16 protein-coding genes and 1 riboswitch are annotated in these 17,216 nt (G+C 70.5%); of the genes, 8 read left to right on the forward strand and 8 right to left on the reverse strand.

Annotated features, from left to right (window positions below; all coding sequences use genetic code 11):
• Window positions 1-20: 20 nt before the first annotated feature.
• Window positions 21-959: a CBM35 domain-containing protein gene (locus ACIQVL_RS26015; RefSeq protein WP_403476469.1), complete on the forward strand. Its 939-nt coding sequence runs from the start codon at window positions 21-23 to the stop codon at window positions 957-959.
• Between the two features lie 570 nt (window positions 960-1,529).
• Here ACIQVL_RS26015 and ACIQVL_RS26020 read toward each other — a convergent pair.
• From ACIQVL_RS26020 to ACIQVL_RS26030, 3 genes are all read right to left on the reverse strand, one after another.
• Window positions 1,530-2,459 (reverse strand): 1-phosphofructokinase family hexose kinase, encoded by a 930-nt coding sequence (locus ACIQVL_RS26020; protein WP_403476470.1) that lies wholly within the window; start codon window positions 2,457-2,459, stop codon window positions 1,530-1,532.
• Between the two features lie 106 nt (window positions 2,460-2,565).
• Window positions 2,566-3,819, reverse strand: a complete 1,254-nt coding sequence (gene nagA, locus ACIQVL_RS26025; RefSeq protein WP_403476471.1) for an N-acetylglucosamine-6-phosphate deacetylase — start codon at window positions 3,817-3,819, stop codon at window positions 2,566-2,568.
• The gene (locus tag ACIQVL_RS26030) at window positions 3,819-4,757 is read right to left on the reverse strand and encodes an ROK family protein (protein ID WP_403476472.1); all 939 of its coding nucleotides are present in this window, start codon (window positions 4,755-4,757) and stop codon (window positions 3,819-3,821) included. The genes nagA and ACIQVL_RS26030 overlap by 1 nt, the downstream gene beginning before the upstream one ends.
• Before the next feature lie 131 nt (window positions 4,758-4,888).
• On the opposite strand from ACIQVL_RS26030, the gene ACIQVL_RS26035 reads away from it, so the two are divergent.
• From ACIQVL_RS26035 to otsB, 3 genes are all read left to right on the forward strand, one after another.
• On the forward strand, window positions 4,889-6,157 hold the full coding sequence (locus ACIQVL_RS26035; protein ID WP_403476473.1) for an extracellular solute-binding protein: 1,269 nt from the start codon (window positions 4,889-4,891) through the stop codon (window positions 6,155-6,157).
• A gap of 17 nt (window positions 6,158-6,174) precedes the next feature.
• On the forward strand, window positions 6,175-6,408 hold the full coding sequence (locus ACIQVL_RS26040; protein WP_403426652.1) for a DUF3263 domain-containing protein: 234 nt from the start codon (window positions 6,175-6,177) through the stop codon (window positions 6,406-6,408).
• A gap of 180 nt (window positions 6,409-6,588) precedes the next feature.
• Window positions 6,589-7,440 carry a trehalose-phosphatase gene (gene otsB, locus ACIQVL_RS26045; protein ID WP_403426654.1) on the forward strand — a complete coding sequence of 284 codons (852 nt, stop codon included), beginning with the start codon at window positions 6,589-6,591 and terminating at the stop codon, window positions 7,438-7,440.
• Between the two features lie 18 nt (window positions 7,441-7,458).
• Here otsB and ACIQVL_RS26050 read toward each other — a convergent pair whose 3' ends face one another.
• From ACIQVL_RS26050 to ACIQVL_RS26070, 5 genes are all read right to left on the reverse strand, one after another.
• Window positions 7,459-8,538, reverse strand: coding sequence for a threonine aldolase family protein (locus tag ACIQVL_RS26050; RefSeq protein WP_403426656.1), 1,080 nt, complete (start codon window positions 8,536-8,538; stop codon window positions 7,459-7,461).
• Window positions 8,539-8,556: 18 nt separating this feature from the next.
• Window positions 8,557-9,132 carry a helix-turn-helix domain-containing protein gene (locus ACIQVL_RS26055; RefSeq protein ID WP_403426657.1) on the reverse strand — a complete coding sequence of 192 codons (576 nt, stop codon included), beginning with the start codon at window positions 9,130-9,132 and terminating at the stop codon, window positions 8,557-8,559.
• Window positions 9,132-9,854 (reverse strand): metal-dependent hydrolase, encoded by a 723-nt coding sequence (locus ACIQVL_RS26060; protein WP_403476474.1) that lies wholly within the window; start codon window positions 9,852-9,854, stop codon window positions 9,132-9,134. Before ACIQVL_RS26060 ends, ACIQVL_RS26055 begins: the two co-directional genes overlap by 1 nt.
• Window positions 9,855-9,983: 129 nt before the next feature.
• Entirely contained in the window at window positions 9,984-11,408 is a 1,425-nt protein-coding gene (locus ACIQVL_RS26065; RefSeq protein ID WP_403426662.1) for a trehalose-6-phosphate synthase, read from the reverse strand.
• 120 nt (window positions 11,409-11,528) lie between these two features.
• Window positions 11,529-12,473 (reverse strand): glucosyl-3-phosphoglycerate synthase, encoded by a 945-nt coding sequence (locus tag ACIQVL_RS26070; RefSeq protein ID WP_403426664.1) that lies wholly within the window; start codon window positions 12,471-12,473, stop codon window positions 11,529-11,531.
• 157 nt (window positions 12,474-12,630) lie between these two features.
• Window positions 12,631-12,784, forward strand: a riboswitch (SAM riboswitch).
• 18 nt (window positions 12,785-12,802) lie between these two features.
• Here ACIQVL_RS26070 and thrC point away from each other — a divergent pair.
• The 4 genes from thrC to groL all read left to right on the forward strand — a co-directional run bounded on the left by thrC (window position 12,803) and on the right by groL (window position 17,086).
• On the forward strand, window positions 12,803-14,086 hold the full coding sequence (thrC, locus tag ACIQVL_RS26075; RefSeq protein ID WP_403426666.1) for a threonine synthase: 1,284 nt from the start codon (window positions 12,803-12,805) through the stop codon (window positions 14,084-14,086).
• A gap of 43 nt (window positions 14,087-14,129) precedes the next feature.
• On the forward strand, window positions 14,130-14,405 hold the full coding sequence (locus tag ACIQVL_RS26080; protein WP_351703111.1) for a MoaD/ThiS family protein: 276 nt from the start codon (window positions 14,130-14,132) through the stop codon (window positions 14,403-14,405).
• Window positions 14,406-14,873: 468 nt separating this feature from the next.
• On the forward strand, window positions 14,874-15,080 hold the full coding sequence (locus tag ACIQVL_RS26085) for a cold-shock protein (RefSeq protein WP_019057200.1): 207 nt from the start codon (window positions 14,874-14,876) through the stop codon (window positions 15,078-15,080).
• Window positions 15,081-15,463: 383 nt separating this feature from the next.
• Entirely contained in the window at window positions 15,464-17,086 is a 1,623-nt protein-coding gene (gene groL / locus ACIQVL_RS26090) for a chaperonin GroEL (protein ID WP_403426668.1), read from the forward strand.
• The last annotated feature ends 130 nt before the right edge of the window (window positions 17,087-17,216 follow it).

Below are 17,216 nucleotides of genomic sequence, written 5' to 3' on the forward strand. Positions count from 1 at the left end.
CTGTTGAGGAGTACCAAGGGATGACGCCCGGCGACAACGGCGCGAGCACGCCCGAGGACGACGACCCGTTCGGCTACCTGTACGCCGATGGTCAGGCCAGAGGGGCCCAGCCGCCGTCCGGCGGCGGTGGCTACGGCTACCCGCATCAGGTCAGCAGGGTGCGCTCGGTCGGCGAGCGTACGTACGGCGGCCAGCAGCAGGCACCGCAGCAGCAGTACGGCGGCCAGACCATCCCCCAGCAGCCGGGCGGCTACGGCCAGCCACCGAACGCGGCCTACCAGGCCCCGGAGACCTTCCCGGGCGGCGCCCCGACCACCCGCACCCCGATGCCGCCCGCGGGCCGCGGCCGGGGCCCCAACACCAAGGGCCTCCTCATCGGCGCCGTCGCGGTCGTCGCCGCCGTCGTCATCGGCATCAGCGTCGCGATGATGAACGGCAACGGCGACGACAACAAGGCAAGCGGCGACGCCTCCACCACCCCGAGCCAGTCCGCGAGCGCGTCGCCGAGCCCGTCCAGCACCAGCTCGGTGTCGGCCACGGGGGATCTGCCGAAGATCGATGCGAAGGCGCTGCGGCTGGAGGGGGGGACCACCACAGCGTCCGAGTTCAAGGGTGCCAAGGCCGACGGTGGCATCTACGTGACAGGCTTCAACCAGGTCGGTGCCAAGGTCACCTGGACCGTCAGCGGCATTCAGAAGTCTGGCACCTACCGGTTGTACGTGCGCTATGGAGTTCCCGGCGCGGACGCCAACGCCACTTTGGTGGTCAACGGCGAGGCCAATTCCCAGCCGCTGAACATGAAGAACTTCGGTAACACTCCCGCAGGCGACTGGGAGAAGGGCTGGAAGACAACTTGGGCCAACGTCAGCCTGAGCCAGGGCAGCAACACCATCGCGGTCGCCTGCAACGACGGCAACCAGTGCAACGCCGTACTGGACCAGCTCTACCTGACCAAGTAGCGACTGACTTTGTGTGCTGTCGGCGCCGTCAGATCACTCGATGCGGGCCGCTAATTTCGACGGTCGTCGGAGGCATGACCTTCCGACGACCGTCGGACAGTGCTAGGCGGTCAACGCAGTTGCTCAGATACGTCCGCCTTCGACACAGAGGACGGCTACCCAACCCGTCTTTCCGTCCCACTTCACCTTGACCCAGTCGTTGCCGGACGGGCCTCCGCTCCAGCAGGTGTACGAGCCGCCGTTGTTGTCTCGAGTGCATGGGGTCGTGGTGCAAGGAACTCTGGCGGCAGGATCGGTAATCGTGTGGACCACGGTCGACGAGGTGCTGGCGGTGCTTCTGATGTTGAAGTAGTGACCATCCGACATCCAGACGCCGGCTTGATCGGCCGATGCGGTGGAACTCAAGGAGACGACGAGTCCCATTGAGACCATACCGAGAGCAGCAAGTCGCTTGATGGTCGACGATTTGCGCATGTGTCCCCCCAGTGAGAGATGGATCTTTGGTCGCTGGTGATCGTATGTTCTTAAAAATGATGCGCGTCGACGGATGTCAGCCAAAGTTGGTTGGTTTTAGGCCCTGCTGATCTCGTCGGCCACTGTGACTTCGTCGAGCAGCCTCTCGTAGGCCGCCCGGTCGAACTCGCCCGCCGCCGGGGCCCGTACTGTTGCCGCCGACAGGGCCACCGCGTGGGCCAGACGGTCCGGCCAGGGGAGTTGTTCGACGAGGCCCGCCAGCAGGCCGGCCACCGCCGAGTCACCCGCTCCCGTCGGGTTGCCGCGTTCCCGGGCAGGTGGGGTGGCGCGCCAGCGGCCCTCCGGGGTGAGGGCCAGCAGGCCCTGGGCGCCCAGGGAGGCGACCACCGTGCGGGCGCCGCGGCGGCGGGCGTCCTGGGTGGCGCGGGCCGGGTCGTGGGAGCCGGTGAGTTCGGCCAGTTCGTCGGCGTTCGGCTTGACCAGGTCGGGGCGGGCCGCGACCCCGCGTCGCAGTGGCTCCCCGCTGGTGTCGAGGAGGACCGGGACCCCGGCGGACCGGGCAGCCTTTATCAGGCCCGCGTACGCCCCCACCGGAACCCCGGGCGGCAGGCTGCCGCACAGCGCCACCGCCGAGGCGCCGGTGAGCAGTTCCTCGTAGTGGTCGAGGAAGGTGCCCCACTCGGCGGGCGCTATCTGCGGGCCGGGCTCGTTCAACTGGGTCGTGTCGCCCGTCAGTTCGTCCACGACCGCGATGGTGCGGCGGGTCGGCCCGGTGACCGGGAGCAGTGCGTCCCGTACGCCCGGGGTGTCCGCGAGGAGCTGCCGTACCGCCCGGCCCGTGGCGCCGCCCGCGAACCCGGTCACCGTCGTCCCGTGGCCGAGTGCGGCCAGCACCCGGGCCACGTTGACCCCTTTGCCGCCCGGCCGTTCCGTCACGGCGGAGACGCGGTGCGAGGCGTGCGGGCGCAGGGCGCCGACCCGGTAGGTGATGTCCAGAGCGGTGTTCAGCGTGACGGTGAGGATCACCGGGCGACCTCCCTCGCACATGCCCGTGCCGTCGGTTGGGGGGCCTCGATCATGCCAAAGAGACGGCGACCGGCCTAGGGTCGCCGTCTCTCAACAGGGGGAGGGATCAGGACAGTTCGGGTGTGATCACCCACTCGCCCTTCCTCATCACGCCCTTCAGCGTGAAGTCCGCGTCCAGGACGAGCAGGTCGGCGTCCTTGCCGGGCTCCAGGGAGCCGACCCGGTCGTAGAGGCCCAGCAGCCGGGCAGGGTTGGCGGACAGGGCGGCGACGGCGTGCTCGACGGGGAGCCGGTCGACGGTGACCGCCCGCCGCAGCGCGCGGTCCAGCGTCAGCGTGGAGCCGGCGATGGCGCCGCTGTCCGCGAGCCGGGCGACTCCGTCGGTGACCTCCACCTCCAGTGGGCCCAGCTGGTAGCGGCCGTCGCCGAAGCCGGCCGCGTCCATCGCGTCCGTGATGAAGGCGACCCGGTCCGGACCCGCGTGGTGGAAGGCCAGCTGGAGTGCGGCGGGGTGCAGGTGGGTGCCGTCGTTGATCAGTTCCACCGTCACCCGCTCGTCCTCCAGGAGGGCGGCGATCGGGCCGGGCGCGCGGTGGCCGATCTGCGGCATCGCGTTGTACAGGTGGGTGGCGACCGTGGCGCCCGCGTCGATCGCCTCCAGCGTCTGCTCGTACGTCGCGTCCGTGTGGCCGACGGCGGCGATCACGCCGTGCTCCGCGAGCAGCCGTACCGACTCGATGCCGCCGGGGAGTTCGGTGGCGAGCGTGACCATCTTCGCGTGCCCGCGCGCCGCGTCCACCAGCTTGCGGACCTCCGCCGGGTCCGGGTGCCGCAGCAGCGCCTCGGAGTGGGCGCCCTTGCGGCACGGGGAGATGAAGGGGCCCTCGAAGTGGATGCCGGCGATCTCGCCCTGCTCGGCGAGCTCGGAGAGGAGACCGGCCTGGCGGGCGAGGACGTCCATGTCGTCGGTGACGGTGGAGACGACCAGGGTGGTCGTGCCGTGGGTGCGGTGGGTGTGGACGCCGGTGAGGACCTGTTCGGCGGTGCCGGAGCTGAAGGAGGCGCCGCCGCCGCCGTGGTTGTGGAGGTCGACGAATCCTGGCAGGAGCCAGTGGCCGGTGAGGTCGATGACCTGGGCGTTCTCGGGGGCGTCGGCGGCGATTTTCGTGCCGTCGACGACCAGGCGTCCCCTGTCGACCACTCCGGTCGGGAGGACTGTCCGGGCACCGTCGAGGACCAGACCGTTCGACCCCGGCTGCGGGTGCGTGGTGGTTGCTCGCGCCCACGCGGCGGCAGCCGCAGATTGAGCACTGCCCCGCGCCCCTGAAGGGGCGTTGTAGTGCGGCTCGGTCGCAGCCATCAGGGGGTTACCTCCGGAGTGGTCGTCGTTAGTAGGTCCTGGGCGAGCAGGCCCGCGCCCAGACACCCGGCCGTGTCTCCCAGCTCGGCCGGGACGATCGTCGGCAGTTTCTGGAACGTCACCCGGCGCTGCACCGCCTCCCGCAGGGGCTCGAAGAGGACATCCCCCGCCTCCGCAAGGCCGCCGCCGATGATGAGGACCCGGGGGTCGAGCAGGGTGAGGGCCGTGACCAGGCCGTCGGCCAGGGCGGCCACCGCGTCGCCCCACACCCGGACGGCGTTCGGGTCGCCGGACGTGACCGCCTTCGCGCAGTCCGCCGCGTCCGCGTCCGGGTCGCCGACCGCCTTCGCCCACGCCTCGCTCACCGCGGCCGCCGACGCGTACCGCTCCAGGCAGCCGCGCTGCCCGCACGGGCAGGGGGCACCCTGCGGCCGGACCACGACATGGCCGATCTCGCCGGCGAAGCCGTGCGCGCCCGGCTCCACCCGGCCGTCCAGGCCGAAGCCGCCGGCGATCCCGGTGCCGAGGGCCACGAAGAAGAAGCGGTCCGCGCCCCGGCCCGCGCCGAGCCTGCCCTCGGCCAGGCCGCCGGTGCGGACGTCGTGGCCGAGGGCGACCGGGATGCCGAGGCGGTCGGCGAGGAGGCCGCGCAGCGGGACGTCGCGCCAGCCCAGGTTGGCCGCGTAGACCGCGAGGCCGGCCTGCTCGTCCACGATGCCGGGGACCGCGAGGCCGGCCGCGGACGCCGGCTCGCCGAGGTGCTGCTCGCCGTAGGCCTTCAGCTCGGCGGCGAAGTCGAGGATGGCGGTGACCACGGCGTCGGGGCCGCGGTCCCGGCCGGTCGCCCGGCGGTCCCGGTGGAGCAGCTCGCCGTCCGGGCCGACCAGCGCGGCCTTCATTCCGGTGCCGCCCACGTCCAGGGCGATGACATGTCTCACGGGAACAGTGTGGCCCGTCGACCCGCAAGAGGTCTAGTCCACTTGCGTGGTGTAGACCTTATAGGTCCACATATTGAACGGCGAGACAGTAAGAAACAGGGGTAGTACACGTGCGGCGGCGTAGGGCAGGAATGATCGCGGTGGTGTCCGCAACGGGCATGACGGCGGTCCTCGGTGGGTGTGGGACGACGGGATCCTCGGACGTCACCCTTAGACTCGTCGCCGCCGACTACGGGGACTCCGCCGCCAACAGCTCCCAGAAGTACTGGGACAAGCTGGCCAAGGCCTACGAGGCCCAGCACTCCGACGTGAAGGTCGACGTCACCGTCTACTCGTGGAACGACGTCGACCGCAAGGTCAAGGACATGGTCGACGCCGGCGACGCCCCCGACCTGGCGCAGATCGGCGCGTACGCCGACTACGCGGCCGCCGGCAAGCTGTACGAGGCCGGAGACCTGCTCTCCATCCCGGTCCAGGCCGACTTCCCCTCCCAGCTCGCCGAGGCGGGCCAGTGGAACCACGCGCAGTACGGCATACCCTTCGCCGCCTCCACGCGCGTCCTCTTCTACAACAAGACCCTCTTCTCCCAGGCCGGCATCAGCACCCCGCCCACCACCTGGAACGAGCTCGAAGCCGACGCGAAGGCACTGAAGGCGGACGGGGTGAAGTACCCGTACGCCCTGCCGCTCGGCCCCGAGGAGGCGCAGGCGGAGACCATGCAGTGGCTGCTCAGCGGCGGCAGCGGCTACACCGACGACACCGGCACCTACACGATCGACTCCTCGCAGAACATCGACACCCTCACCTGGCTCAAGGACGAGCTGGTCGGCAAGGGCCTGACCGGCCCGGTGGCCCCCGGCAGGCTGAACCGCGCGGCCGCGTTCACCGCCTTCGCCGATGGCCAGGTCGGCATGCTCAACGGCCACCCCACGCTGATCAAGCAGGCCGAGAAGAAGGGCGTGAAGTTCGGCGCGGTCCCGATGCCGGCCCGCGCCGGGCAGAGCACCACCACCGCGTCCATGGGCGTCGCCGACTGGATGGCCGCGTTCAAGCAGAACGGCCACGCCGAGCAGGTCGGCGACTTCCTGAACTACGTCTACAGCGAGAAGAACGTCCTCTCCTTCTCCCGCGAGTACGGCCTGCTGCCCGTCACCACGTCCGCGTCCCAGACGATGACCGACTCCACGCAGGCCGAGGACAAGCAGCTGCGCCCCTTCCTGGAGCAGCTGCCCACATCGGAGCTCTACCCGGCGGGCAAGACCTCCTGGGCCGCGATCAGCGCCGACATCAAGAAGCAGATCGGTACGGCGGTGAGCCCGACCGGCGACCCGACGCGCGTCCTCACCCGGATCCAGGCCGAGGCGGCGACGGCCGACAGCCGTACGAGCGGGACCCGCTGAGCGTTACGGTTCTCGCCATGGACCGGCACGAACTGGGCGCGCGCGAGCAGGCCATCCTCGCCCTCGAACGCCGGGGCTTCACCGGCCCCGGCGCGAAGGAACGCGCGATACGCGAGGAACTGGACCTGGCTCCGGTGCGCTACTACCAGCTCCTGAACGCCCTGCTGGACGACGAGCGGGCCTTGGCCCACGACCCGGTGACGGTGAACAGGCTGCGGAGGGTGCGGGACGCGCGGCGCTCGGAGCGCTGAGGCGGGGATCTGCGCCCCCGCCGCCCCTACCCGTCCCGTCCTCCAGGGGGCTGCGCCCCCTTCGGCCCCCATTGGGGGATTTGGTCTGGATGTGACCTGCGGGCCGGTGGGGCTTCTCGCGCAGTTCCCCGCGCCCCTTACGGGGCGCTGCTCGGGGCGTTGCTCGGATAGTGTCGGCGCATGGGAACCCACATCACGGAACCCCTTCCGACGCCGCGGACCCCGGCCGGGCGGGACGGTCTTGCCGCGCTCCTCGCGCGGCCCGGCTCCGCCCTCGTCGGACTCGACTTCGACGGGACGCTCGCGCCGATCGTCGCCGACCCGGAGCAGGCGCGGGCGCATCCGGACGCCGTGCCGGTGCTGGCCGCGCTCGCCCCCAAGGTGGCCGCCGTCGCCGTCGTCACCGGCCGCCCGGCCGAGGTGGCCGTCCGCTACGGCGGTTTCGCGGGCGTGCCCGGCCTGGAACACCTCGTCGTCCTCGGCCACTACGGCGCCGAACGCTGGGACGCGGCGACCGGCGAGCTCACCGCACCGCCCCCGCACCCCGGCATCGCCGCCGTCCGCGCCGAACTCCCCGCCCTCCTCGACCGCGCCGGAGCCGCGGAGGGCACCTGGATCGAGGAGAAGGGCCGGGCGATCGCGGTCCACACCCGGCGCGCCGCCGACCCCCAGGCCACCTTCGAAACCCTCCGCGCCCCCCTGACCGACCTCGCCACCCAGCACGCCCTGATCGTCGAACCGGGCCGCCTGGTCCTGGAACTCCGCCCCCCGGGCACGGACAAGGGCGTGGCCCTGCGCGAATACGCACGGCACATCGACGCCGGCGCGGTCCTCTACGCCGGCGACGACCTCGGCGACATCCCCGCCTTCGCCGCCGTGGAGAAGCTCCGCGAGGAGGGCGTCCCCGGCCTGCTGGTCTGCAGCGGCAGCGAGGAGGTCACGGAGCTGGCGGACCGCTCCGACCTGGTGGTGGAAGGCCCGGAGGGCGTCGTACGACTGCTGAGGAGTCTTGCCGCCCTGAGTGCCCCGTAGGCCCCCGTCTCCGGTCCTTCAGGCGGTGTGGCGGTGGACCGCGTCGACGAGCTGGTCGATGTCTTCGGGCGTGTGGGAGAACGCGGTGACGAAGCGGACTACGCCCGGTTCCCAGCGGTCGTGGTAGAAGGCGTAGCCCTCGGCGAGGAGTCCTTCGGTGACGTGCCGGGGGAGGCGGCAGAAGACGATGTTGGCCTGGGGCGCGGCCAGCGGACCGGTGCCGGGGACGGCCTTGAGGCCCTCGCCGAGCCGGGCGGCCATGGCGTTGGCCCGGCGGGCGTTGCGCAGCCACAGGCCGTCGGTGAGGTAGGCGTCGAGCTGGGCCGACTGGAAGCGCATCTTCGACGTGAGCTGGCCGGCCCGCTTGGTGCGGAAGGCGAGCTCGGTGGCGAGCGCGGGGTCGAAGGAGACGACGGCGTCGGCGGTCATCGCGCCGTTCTTGGTGGCGCCGAAGGACAGCACGTCGATGCCGGCCCGCCAGGTCATCTCGGCGGGGGTGGCGCCGGTGTGGGCCAGGGCGTTGGCGAAGCGGGCGCCGTCCATGTGGACGCGCAGCCCCGCGTCCTTGGCGATGGCGGACAGCCGGCGGATCTCATCGAGGGTGTGGACGCTGCCGCTCTCGGTGGCCTGGCTGATGCTCACCACGGACGGCTGCACGCTGTGCACGTCACCGGCCCGGCGGCGCACCGCCCGCCGGAGTGCGTCGGGGTCGATCTTGCCGTCGGGGCCGGGCACGCCGACGAGTTTGGCGCCGTTGGTGAAGAACTCCGGGGCGCCGCACTCGTCGTGGTTGATGTGGCTGTCGGGGTGCGAGAGCACGCTGCCCCAGGGCGGGGTGAGGGCGGCCAGGCTCAGGGCGTTGGCGGCGGATCCGGTGGAGACGGGGAAGACGTCGACGTCCCGTTCGAAGATCTCCCCGAGCCTGCGGCGGGCGCTGTCGGTGACGGGGTCGTTGCCGTAGGGCAGGACCTGGCCGACGGCCGCGTCGGCGACGGCCCGGACTATCTGCGGGGCGGCCCCGGCCATGTTGTCGCTGATGAAGGCGCGGCCGGAGGGGGTGGTGACGAGGGCGGAGGGGGTGGTGGCGGTGGGGCTCATGACGGGTTTTCCTCGGGCTCAGCTGCTGATGGGGGAGGCGAAGACGACGGTGATGTCCACTTCCTCGGCGCCGGTGCGGTAGAAGTGCGGGGCGTCCCCGGCGAAGGCGAGCATGTCGCCGGGGCCCAGGTCCTGCGGGGCGTCGACGGGGCCTGCGGTGACGTACCCGGTGGCGACGAGCAGGTGCTCGATCGTGCCGGTGGCGTGCGGGACGCCTGCCAGCTCCGTCTCGGGCGGGATGCGCAGCCGCCAGATCTCCAGGCTGTTGCCGCTGCTGATCCGGCGCAGCAGTTCCCGGGAGACCTCGCCCGGTTCCGCGGGCGTGGCCGGACGGAAGACCGGCCCGGTGTCGGCGTCGCGTGCCAGCAGGTCGGCGATCGGAATGCGCAGGGCGATCGCGATCGCGTCCAGGGTGTCGATGGTCGGATTGCCGTTGCCGGCCTCCAGCTGCGACAGCGTGGCCTTGCTCAGCCCGGCGCGCCGGGCCATCTCGGCGGCGCTCATGCCGCGCTGCTGGCGGCGCAGCCGGATCTTCGCGCCGACCGCGGCCGCGGTACTGCTCACCGGCTGCCGGCCGGACGGCGGGGGCGTCATCAGCGGCTCCTGTGGGTCGCGGTGTAGGACACGCGGACGCGGCCCTTCTTCACCTTCAGCGTCGGCAGGACCACCTCGGCGAGATCGCCGAGGCTGCGCACGTGCGTGCCTCCGCACGGCGCGTGGTGCAGGGTGCCCAGGTGCACCACGCGCCGTCCCTCGCCCTCGTGGCGCGCGAGGACGGGCAGGTCGTCGGCGATCGCGGTGGCGACGGCGGCCCGCAGCGCGGCGGTCGCCTCCTCCCGTCCCTCGGGATCGGCCAGCCGGGTGTCCGGCTGCGGCGTCCGGAACTCGATCCGGGCCTGGCCGGGGAAGTGGTTGCTCGCGACCATCTCCCACCCCTGCGTCCGCCCGGCGGCCTCGACCAGGTGCCCGGCCGTGTGCAGCGCGGCGTGTGCCGTCCGGGCGTCCATGTCGATCCGCGCCCGGACCCGCCGGCCCACGGCGAGGGACGGCAGCGTGCCGCCCTCGGGCGCGACGGCGACGACCAGCCCCGACTCGCGGTCCCGTACGGGGACGATCTCCGTGTCGTCCAGCAGGCCCCGGTCGGCGGGCTGGCCGCCGCCCTGCGGATGGAACAGGCAGTGCTCGACGGCCGCCCACGGCGTTCCGTTCTGCTCGCCGACGGCGATCACCCGGGTGTCCACCTGTTCCAGGTAGGTGTCGTCGAGGTAGGTGCCGACCTGTGCGGCCACCTGAACGATCTCAGCTGAATGAACCATGCGTTCACTATAACGAACTCACTCGGAATGGTGAACCCATCGTTCGTTATAGTGAACGCATGGGACGTGGCGGCGCCGGGCAGCGGAGCCGGTGAGCGCTCCGGCCCCAGGACTGCGGCGGCGGAGAACTCAGCCGCCCAGCGCCCCCAGCTGATCCAGGAACCACTGCGCGGGCGGCAGCGCGGTGGCTCCCGCGGCCAGCCGCTTGCAGCGCTCCGTGCGCTCCTCCACCGGCATCGTCAACGCCCGGTGCAGGGCCTCCGCCGTCCCCCCGATGTCATAGGGGTTCACCACCACCGCGTCCTCGCCCAGCTCCTCGTACGCCCCGGCCTCCCGCGACAGCACGAGCACGCACCCCTCGTCCGACACCACCGGGATCTCCTTCGCCACCAGGTTCATGCCGTCCCGGATCGGGTTCACCAGCGCCACGTCGGCCAGCCGGTACGCCGCCAGCGAGCGCGCGAAGTCGTCCTTGACGTGCAGCACGACTGGCGTCCAACCCGCCGTCCCGTAGGCCGAGTTGATCTCGTCCGCGACCCGCTGCACCTCCGCCGTGTAGTCGCGGTACACGGACAGGTCCTGCCGCGACGGATACGCGAACGCGACATGCACCACCCGCTCCCGCCACTCGGGGTGGCCGTCGAGCAGCTGCCGGTACGCCAGCAGCCCCCGCACGATGTTCTTCGACAGCTCCGTCCGGTCGACCCGGACGATCGTCCTACGCCCCTCGCCGCCGATCTCCGCCCGCAGCGCCCGCATCCGCTCGTCCACGTCCGGCTCGTGCGACCGCTTCCGCAGGAAGTCCGCGTCGGCGCCCAGCCCGTGCACCCCGATCCGGGTGTCCGAGGAGGGGATCCCCGGCCCCAGCACCGCATGGCAGCAGTCCGTGAACGCGTCCGCCCACCGCCGCGTCAGGAACGCCGCGTGGTCGGCGCCCAGGATCCCGCCGAGCAGCTCCGCCGCGATGTCGTCGGGGAGGAGCCGGAAGTAGTCCGGCGGCGCCCACGGGGTGTGGGAGAAGTGGCCGATGCGCAGGTCCGGGCGGAGCTGCCGGAGCATGCGCGGCGCGAGCGCGAGGTGGTAGTCCTGGATGACCACCACCGCCCCCTGGCCCGCCTCCTGCGCCAGCGCTTCCGCGAAGGCGCGGTTGTAGGCCTGGTACGACCCCCACTGCCGCCGGAACTCCGCGTCGAAGACCGGTTCCAGCGGGGTCTGGTAGAGCATGTGGTGGACGAACCAGAGCACCGAGTTGGCGATGCCGTTGTACGCGTCGGCGAATACGTCCGCGTCGATGTCGAGCATGCGGACCTGCTGCCCGCCGGTGTCCCCGGCCGGCAGCCGGCCGCCCTCGGCCCGCCGCACCGCCTCCCGGTCGCCGTCGCCGAGCGCGGCGCACACCCAGACCGCGTTCGCGTCCGGCCCGATCGCCGACAGGCCCGAGACCAGCCCGCCGCCGCCCCGTTTGGCGTGCAGCGAACCGTCTTCGCGCAGGTCGTACGAGACCGGGCCGCGATTGGACGCGACCAGCACCTCGGCACCGCCGGTGGAAGCCATGGGGGAAGCCATACGCCTCAACCTAGCCCGGCCCGTAAACGCTCAAACGTACGGCCGCGCCCGACGCGCCGCCGTATACGGCCGTACGGCGAACTCACGCCACGCACGCGGACCCCGCACTCACGCCACCTTGCGCTCGGCGTACTCCGTGATCTCCACCATCGGCGGGCGTTCCTCGGTGTCCACGGAGTACGTGCGGGGCTCGAAGCCGTCCTCGCCCCGTTCGAACTGGGTGAGGGCGGGCCGGATCAGGTGGCCGCGGGCCAGCCGGAGCTGGGCCGTGCGGTAGATCGCGGCGGACATCCGGCCGAGGGCCTGGCCGTCCTGGTGGCGGTGCTTGCGGACGCCGACGTCGACCTGGGCGAGGGCGTCGAGCCCCACCAGGTGCAGGGCGTCGACCAGCATGCCCAGCTCCACGCCGTAGCCGACCGGGAACGGGAGCTGTTCCAGCAGCGAGCGGCGGGCCGCGTACTCGCCGCCGAGCGGCTGGACGAAACCGGCCAGCTGCGGCCAGTGCATGTTCAGCAGCGGGCGGGCCATCAGCTCGGTGACCCGGCCGCCCTGCCCGGCGGCGCCGCCGAGCGGGCGGTCGTACATCGCCTTGACGAGGTCCACGCCCGGTTCGGTGAGGAGCGGGCCGACGATGCCGGTGACGAAGTCGGAGGAGAACTCCCGCAGGTCGGCGTCGATGAAACAGACGATGTCCCCGGTGGTGACCAGGAGGGAGCGCCAGAGGACCTCGCCCTTGCCGGGGACGGCGGGGATGCGGGGCAGGATCGCGTCGCGGTGCACCACGCGGGCGCCGGCGGCCGCGGCGACGGCCGCCGTGCGGTCGGTGGAGCCGGAGTCGACGACCACGATCTCGTCGACGAGCGGCACCTGCTGCATGAGGTCGTGGCGGATGATCGCGACGATGTCGCCGACGGTCTCCTCCTCGTTGAGCGCGGGCAGCACGACGCTGACCGTCTGCCCGGAGGACCGTTTGGCTGCCATGATCTTGTGCAGGGGGCGGTCGGTTACGGACCAGGAGCGGGTGGCCAGCCAGCGCTCGGCTTCTTCCAGCACGGTCAGCGGCTCCTCACTGTCACGGTCACACGACGAGGTGTGATCCATCTCGCGGTTCGGACGACTCTCTCAACTGTCCTGGCCTTCGGTTACAGTCTTGAACAACGCCGATGACCATCGCATGTCCTGGGGTCACCCGGCGTTGACAACTACATACCGCTCATCCAGAGGGGCAGAGGGAAACGGCCCGATGAAGCCCCGGCAACCCTCCAGTCGGTACTCGTAGATCACTGTCGATCGCCGCGAGGCTCCCGGCTAGGGAAGGTGCCAAATCCGTCTCACGGCGAGATGCGTCGTGAGGAAGATGAGGAGAAAGGGCCTCGCCTCACATGGCTGTGCAGACTGTTGCAAGCACCACGGATTCCACCGTCGACCTTGGTCCCGCCGCCGCCCTGAGCTGCCGCGAGTGCGGTCACCGGGTGCCGCTCGGCCCGGTCTTCGCCTGCGAGGAGTGTTTCGGCCCGCTGGAGATCGCGTACGACTTCTCGGCCTACGACACCGAGGAACTCCGCAAGACGATCGAAGCGGGTCCCGCGAACATCTGGCGCTACGCGCCGCTGCTGCCCGTCCCCGCGGACGTGGCGACCAAGCCGAACATCAACCCCGGCTGGACCAAGCTCGTCCAGGCCGACAACCTGGCCCGCGAGCTCGGGGTGACCGGCGGGCTGTACGTGAAGGACGACTCCGGCAACCCGACGCACTCCTTCAAGGACCGCGTCGTCGCCCAGGCCGTCGAGGCCGCCCGCGCCTTCGGCTACACCACCCTCTCCTGCTCCTCCACCGGCAACCTGGCCGGCGCGGTCGGCGCCGCCGCCGCCCGCGCTGGCTTCCGCTCCTGCGTCTTCATCCCGCACGACCTGGAGCAGGGCAAGGTCGTCATGGCCGCGATCTACGGCGGCGAGCTCGTCGGCATCGAGGGCAACTACGACGACGTGAACCGTTTCTGCTCCGAGCTGATCGGTGACCCGGCCGGCGAGGGCTGGGGCTTCGTCAACGTCAACCTGCGGCCGTACTACGCGGAGGGTTCCAAGACCCTGGCGTACGAGATCTGCGAGCAGCTCGGCTGGCGGATCCCGGACCAGCTGGTCGTCCCGATCGCCTCGGGATCGCAGCTGACGAAGATCGACAAGGGGCTGCAGGAGCTGATCAAGCTCGGTCTCGTCGAGGACCGGCCGTACAAGATCTTCGGTGCCCAGGCCGAGGGCTGCTCGCCGGTGTCGGTGGCCTACAAGGAGGGCCACGACGTGGTCCGCCCGCAGAAGCCGAACACCATCGCCAAGTCGCTGGCCATCGGCAACCCGGCCGACGGGCCGTACGTCCTCGATATCGCGCGGCGTACCGGCGGCGCGGTGGAGGACGTCACCGACGAGCAGGTCGTCGACGCCATCAAGCTGCTCGCGCGGACCGAGGGAATCTTCGCGGAAACCGCCGGCGGAGTGACGGTTGGAGTCACCAAAAAGCTCATTGAGAATGGGTTGATTGATCCGGCGAAGTCGGTCGTTGTACTCAACACCGGTGATGGACTGAAGACGCTGGACGCGGTGGCGGGGACCGGACTCACCGCGACCATTCGCCCGAATCTGGAGTCTTTCCGCGAGGCCGGGCTCGCCTGAGTCCCCCGAGAAATAGGGCGTTGCCCGGACCGGAGGTAAAAACGTGAGCGTCACCGTTCGCATCCCCACCATCCTGCGCACCTACACCGGTGGCCAGGCCGAAGTCGCCGCCGAAGGGGCCACGCTCGGCGAGGTCATCTCGGACCTGGAGAAGAAGCACACCGGCATCTCCGCGCGGGTTCTGGACGACCAGGGCAAGCTGCGCCGGTTCGTCAACGTGTACGTCAACGACGACGACGTGCGCTTCGAGCAGGGCCTGGAGACCGTCACCCCGGACGGCGCCGGCGTCTCCATCATCCCGGCCGTCGCCGGAGGCTGACCTGCGGCCCCGCTTGACAGGCTGATCGAATGACCGAACATTACCTTCGGTAACGCCGATCACCGACTGTTCATCCGATTGCCCCCTCCGTGAGAGAAGCGGAGGGGGCAATTCTGTGTGGTTGAGCGCGGTACAGTTGGGGAACACGGTCCCGATCTCCAGGTCGGGAGCCCCGTATTCGATACCGCGAGCCCGACAAGAAGTAGCCAAAGTGCGCGGGTTATATGCGGCTTTTGTGGCCTTTATGGGGCCCGACTTGCCCTGAATTCGGCCGAATTCTTGCTACATTCCGGACCCCTTCCGTCCAGAATTCTCGTCCGATTGACCTGTTGCAGACGGCAGTTGGACAGATACATTCAGCCGCGGTCGACGCGTTCCGGCGCACGCCCCCAACCAATGGGGGGTGAGGTCTGACCCGGATCCGCGAAGTGTGGATCTGTGCAAGGGCCAGTAATAGGGGAGTTAGGCATGGCTCAGGGCACCGTCAAGTGGTTCAACGCGGAGAAGGGGTACGGCTTCATCGCGGTCGACGGTGGTGCGGATGTTTTCGTCCACTACAGCGCGATTCAGATGGACGGCTACCGCACCCTGGAAGAGGGTCAGCGGGTCGATTTCGAGATCTCGCAGGGCCAGAAGGGGCCGCAGGCGGACATGGTCCGGCTGGCGACCAGCTGAAGCACGCGCCGACTGACAGCGACGTTCTTCTGTATTTCTTCGAAGGGCTCGTGCCTCCCGGGGCACGAGCCCTTCGGCATGTCCCGGGCTCCCGGCCCGCAGGTCCCTGGCTCCCGGCCCCCGTGCCCCGGGCGCCGGCCCGCAGGTTCCGGGCCTCCGCTCCTCATGTCCTGGGCCCCAGTCCGCGAGAGCCGCTTGCACTCGCCTAGGCCGAGTGCTAATCATTGGCGTTAGCACTCTGAAGGTGAGAGTGACAACGAAGGACCGGGTCGGTGAGGCCCGCAGGCCGGGTGGGGCAAGGAACCCACGGGTCGGCGAGCCGTCCGTCGCGGGCGCGGGCGCGGTCCGAAGACTCACCCCCAGTCCTGGAGGGACCACTTCACATGGCCAAGATCATCGCGTTCGACGAGGAGGCGCGGCGCGGCCTTGAGCGCGGTATGAACCAGCTCGCCGACGCCGTCAAGGTCACCCTCGGCCCCAAGGGCCGCAACGTCGTCCTTGAGAAGAAGTGGGGCGCCCCCACGATCACCAACGATGGTGTGTCCATCGCCAAGGAGATCGAGCTGGAGGACCCGTACGAGAAGATCGGCGCCGAGCTGGTCAAGGAAGTCGCCAAGAAGACGGACGACGTCGCCGGTGACGGTACGACCACCGCGACCGTGCTCGCCCAGGCCCTGGTCCGCGAGGGCCTGCGCAACGTGGCCGCCGGTGCCAACCCGATGGCCCTGAAGCGCGGTATCGAGAAGGCCGTCGAGGCGGTCTCCGGTGCCCTCCTCGAGCAGGCGAAGGACGTCGAGACCAAGGAGCAGATCGCCTCCACGGCCTCCATCTCCGCCGCCGACACCCAGATCGGCGAGCTCATCGCCGAGGCCATGGACAAGGTCGGCAAGGAAGGCGTCATCACCGTCGAGGAGTCCCAGACCTTCGGTCTGGAGCTGGAGCTCACCGAGGGTATGCGCTTCGACAAGGGCTACATCTCGGCGTACTTCGCCACCGACATGGAGCGTATGGAGGCGTCCCTCGACGACCCGTACATCCTGATCGCCAACTCGAAGATCGGCTCCGTCAAGGACCTGCTCCCGCTCCTGGAGAAGGTCATGCAGTCGGGCAAGCCGCTGCTGATCATCGCCGAGGACGTCGAGGGCGAGGCCCTGTCGACCCTGGTCGTCAACAAGATCCGCGGCACCTTCAAGTCCGTCGCCGTCAAGGCCCCGGGCTTCGGCGACCGCCGCAAGGCGATGCTGAACGACATCGCCATCCTGACCGGCGGCGAGGTGATCTCCGAGGAGGTCGGCCTCAAGCTGGAGAACACCACGCTCGACCTGCTGGGCACCGCCCGCAAGGTGGTCATCACCAAGGACGAGACCACCATCGTCGACGGTGGCGGCTCCTCGGACCAGGTCGCCGGCCGGGTCAACCAGATCCGCGCCGAGATCGAGCAGTCCGACTCGGACTACGACCGCGAGAAGCTCCAGGAGCGCCTGGCCAAGCTCGCCGGTGGCGTCGCCGTCATCAAGGCCGGTGCCGCGACCGAGGTCGAGCTCAAGGAGCGCAAGCACCGCATCGAGGACGCCGTGCGCAACGCCAAGGCGGCCGTCGAGGAGGGCATCGTCGCCGGTGGTGGCGTGGCCCTGCTGCAGGCCTCCTCGGTCTTCGAGAAGCTGGAGCTGGAGGGTGACGAGGCGACCGGTGCCGCCGCCGTCAAGCTCGCGCTGGAGGCCCCGCTCAAGCAGATCTCCGTCAACGCCGGCCTCGAGGGCGGCGTCGTGGTCGAGAAGGTGCGCAACCTGACCCCGGGTCACGGCCTGAACGCCGCGACCGGCGACTACGTCGACATGATCGCCGAGGGCATCATCGACCCGGCGAAGGTGACCCGCTCTGCCCTGCAGAACGCCGCCTCCATCGCCGCGCTGTTCCTCACCACCGAGGCCGTCATCGCCGACAAGCCGGAGAAGGCCGCCGCGGCCGCTCCGGGCGGCATGCCGGGCGGTGACATGGACTTCTGAGCCTGACGGCTCGGCAGTTCCTGCGCAGCACCGAGGGCGGCATCCCCTGTTCGACAGGGGGTGCCGCCCTTCGGCGTTTCCGCAGCCGGAGAGGTGCTGCGTGACGGTCGCTCCAGGTCCTTGCGCTGGT

Origin of the sequence: Streptomyces sp. NPDC090499 (assembly GCF_044769305.1) — a bacterium.
Taxonomy (GTDB): Bacteria; Actinomycetota; Actinomycetes; order Streptomycetales; family Streptomycetaceae; genus Streptomyces.

Coding starts and splice junctions, on each gene's coding strand:
- ACIQVL_RS26060 (WP_403476474.1), bottom strand. CDS start 9,854: ATGGTTCATTCAGCTGAGATCGTTCAGGTGGCCGCACAGGTCGGCACC.
- ACIQVL_RS26015 (WP_403476469.1), top strand. CDS start 21: ATGACGCCCGGCGACAACGGCGCGAGCACGCCCGAGGACGACGACCCG.
- otsB (WP_403426654.1), top strand. CDS start 6,589: ATGGGAACCCACATCACGGAACCCCTTCCGACGCCGCGGACCCCGGCC.
- thrC (WP_403426666.1), top strand. CDS start 12,803: ATGGCTGTGCAGACTGTTGCAAGCACCACGGATTCCACCGTCGACCTT.
- ACIQVL_RS26040 (WP_403426652.1), top strand. CDS start 6,175: ATGGACCGGCACGAACTGGGCGCGCGCGAGCAGGCCATCCTCGCCCTC.
- ACIQVL_RS26050 (WP_403426656.1), bottom strand. CDS start 8,538: ATGAGCCCCACCGCCACCACCCCCTCCGCCCTCGTCACCACCCCCTCC.
- nagA (WP_403476471.1), bottom strand. CDS start 3,819: ATGGCTGCGACCGAGCCGCACTACAACGCCCCTTCAGGGGCGCGGGGC.
- ACIQVL_RS26035 (WP_403476473.1), top strand. CDS start 4,889: ATGATCGCGGTGGTGTCCGCAACGGGCATGACGGCGGTCCTCGGTGGG.
- groL (WP_403426668.1), top strand. CDS start 15,464: ATGGCCAAGATCATCGCGTTCGACGAGGAGGCGCGGCGCGGCCTTGAG.
- ACIQVL_RS26055 (WP_403426657.1), bottom strand. CDS start 9,132: ATGACGCCCCCGCCGTCCGGCCGGCAGCCGGTGAGCAGTACCGCGGCC.
- ACIQVL_RS26085 (WP_019057200.1), top strand. CDS start 14,874: ATGGCTCAGGGCACCGTCAAGTGGTTCAACGCGGAGAAGGGGTACGGC.
- ACIQVL_RS26065 (WP_403426662.1), bottom strand. CDS start 11,408: ATGGCTTCCACCGGCGGTGCCGAGGTGCTGGTCGCGTCCAATCGCGGC.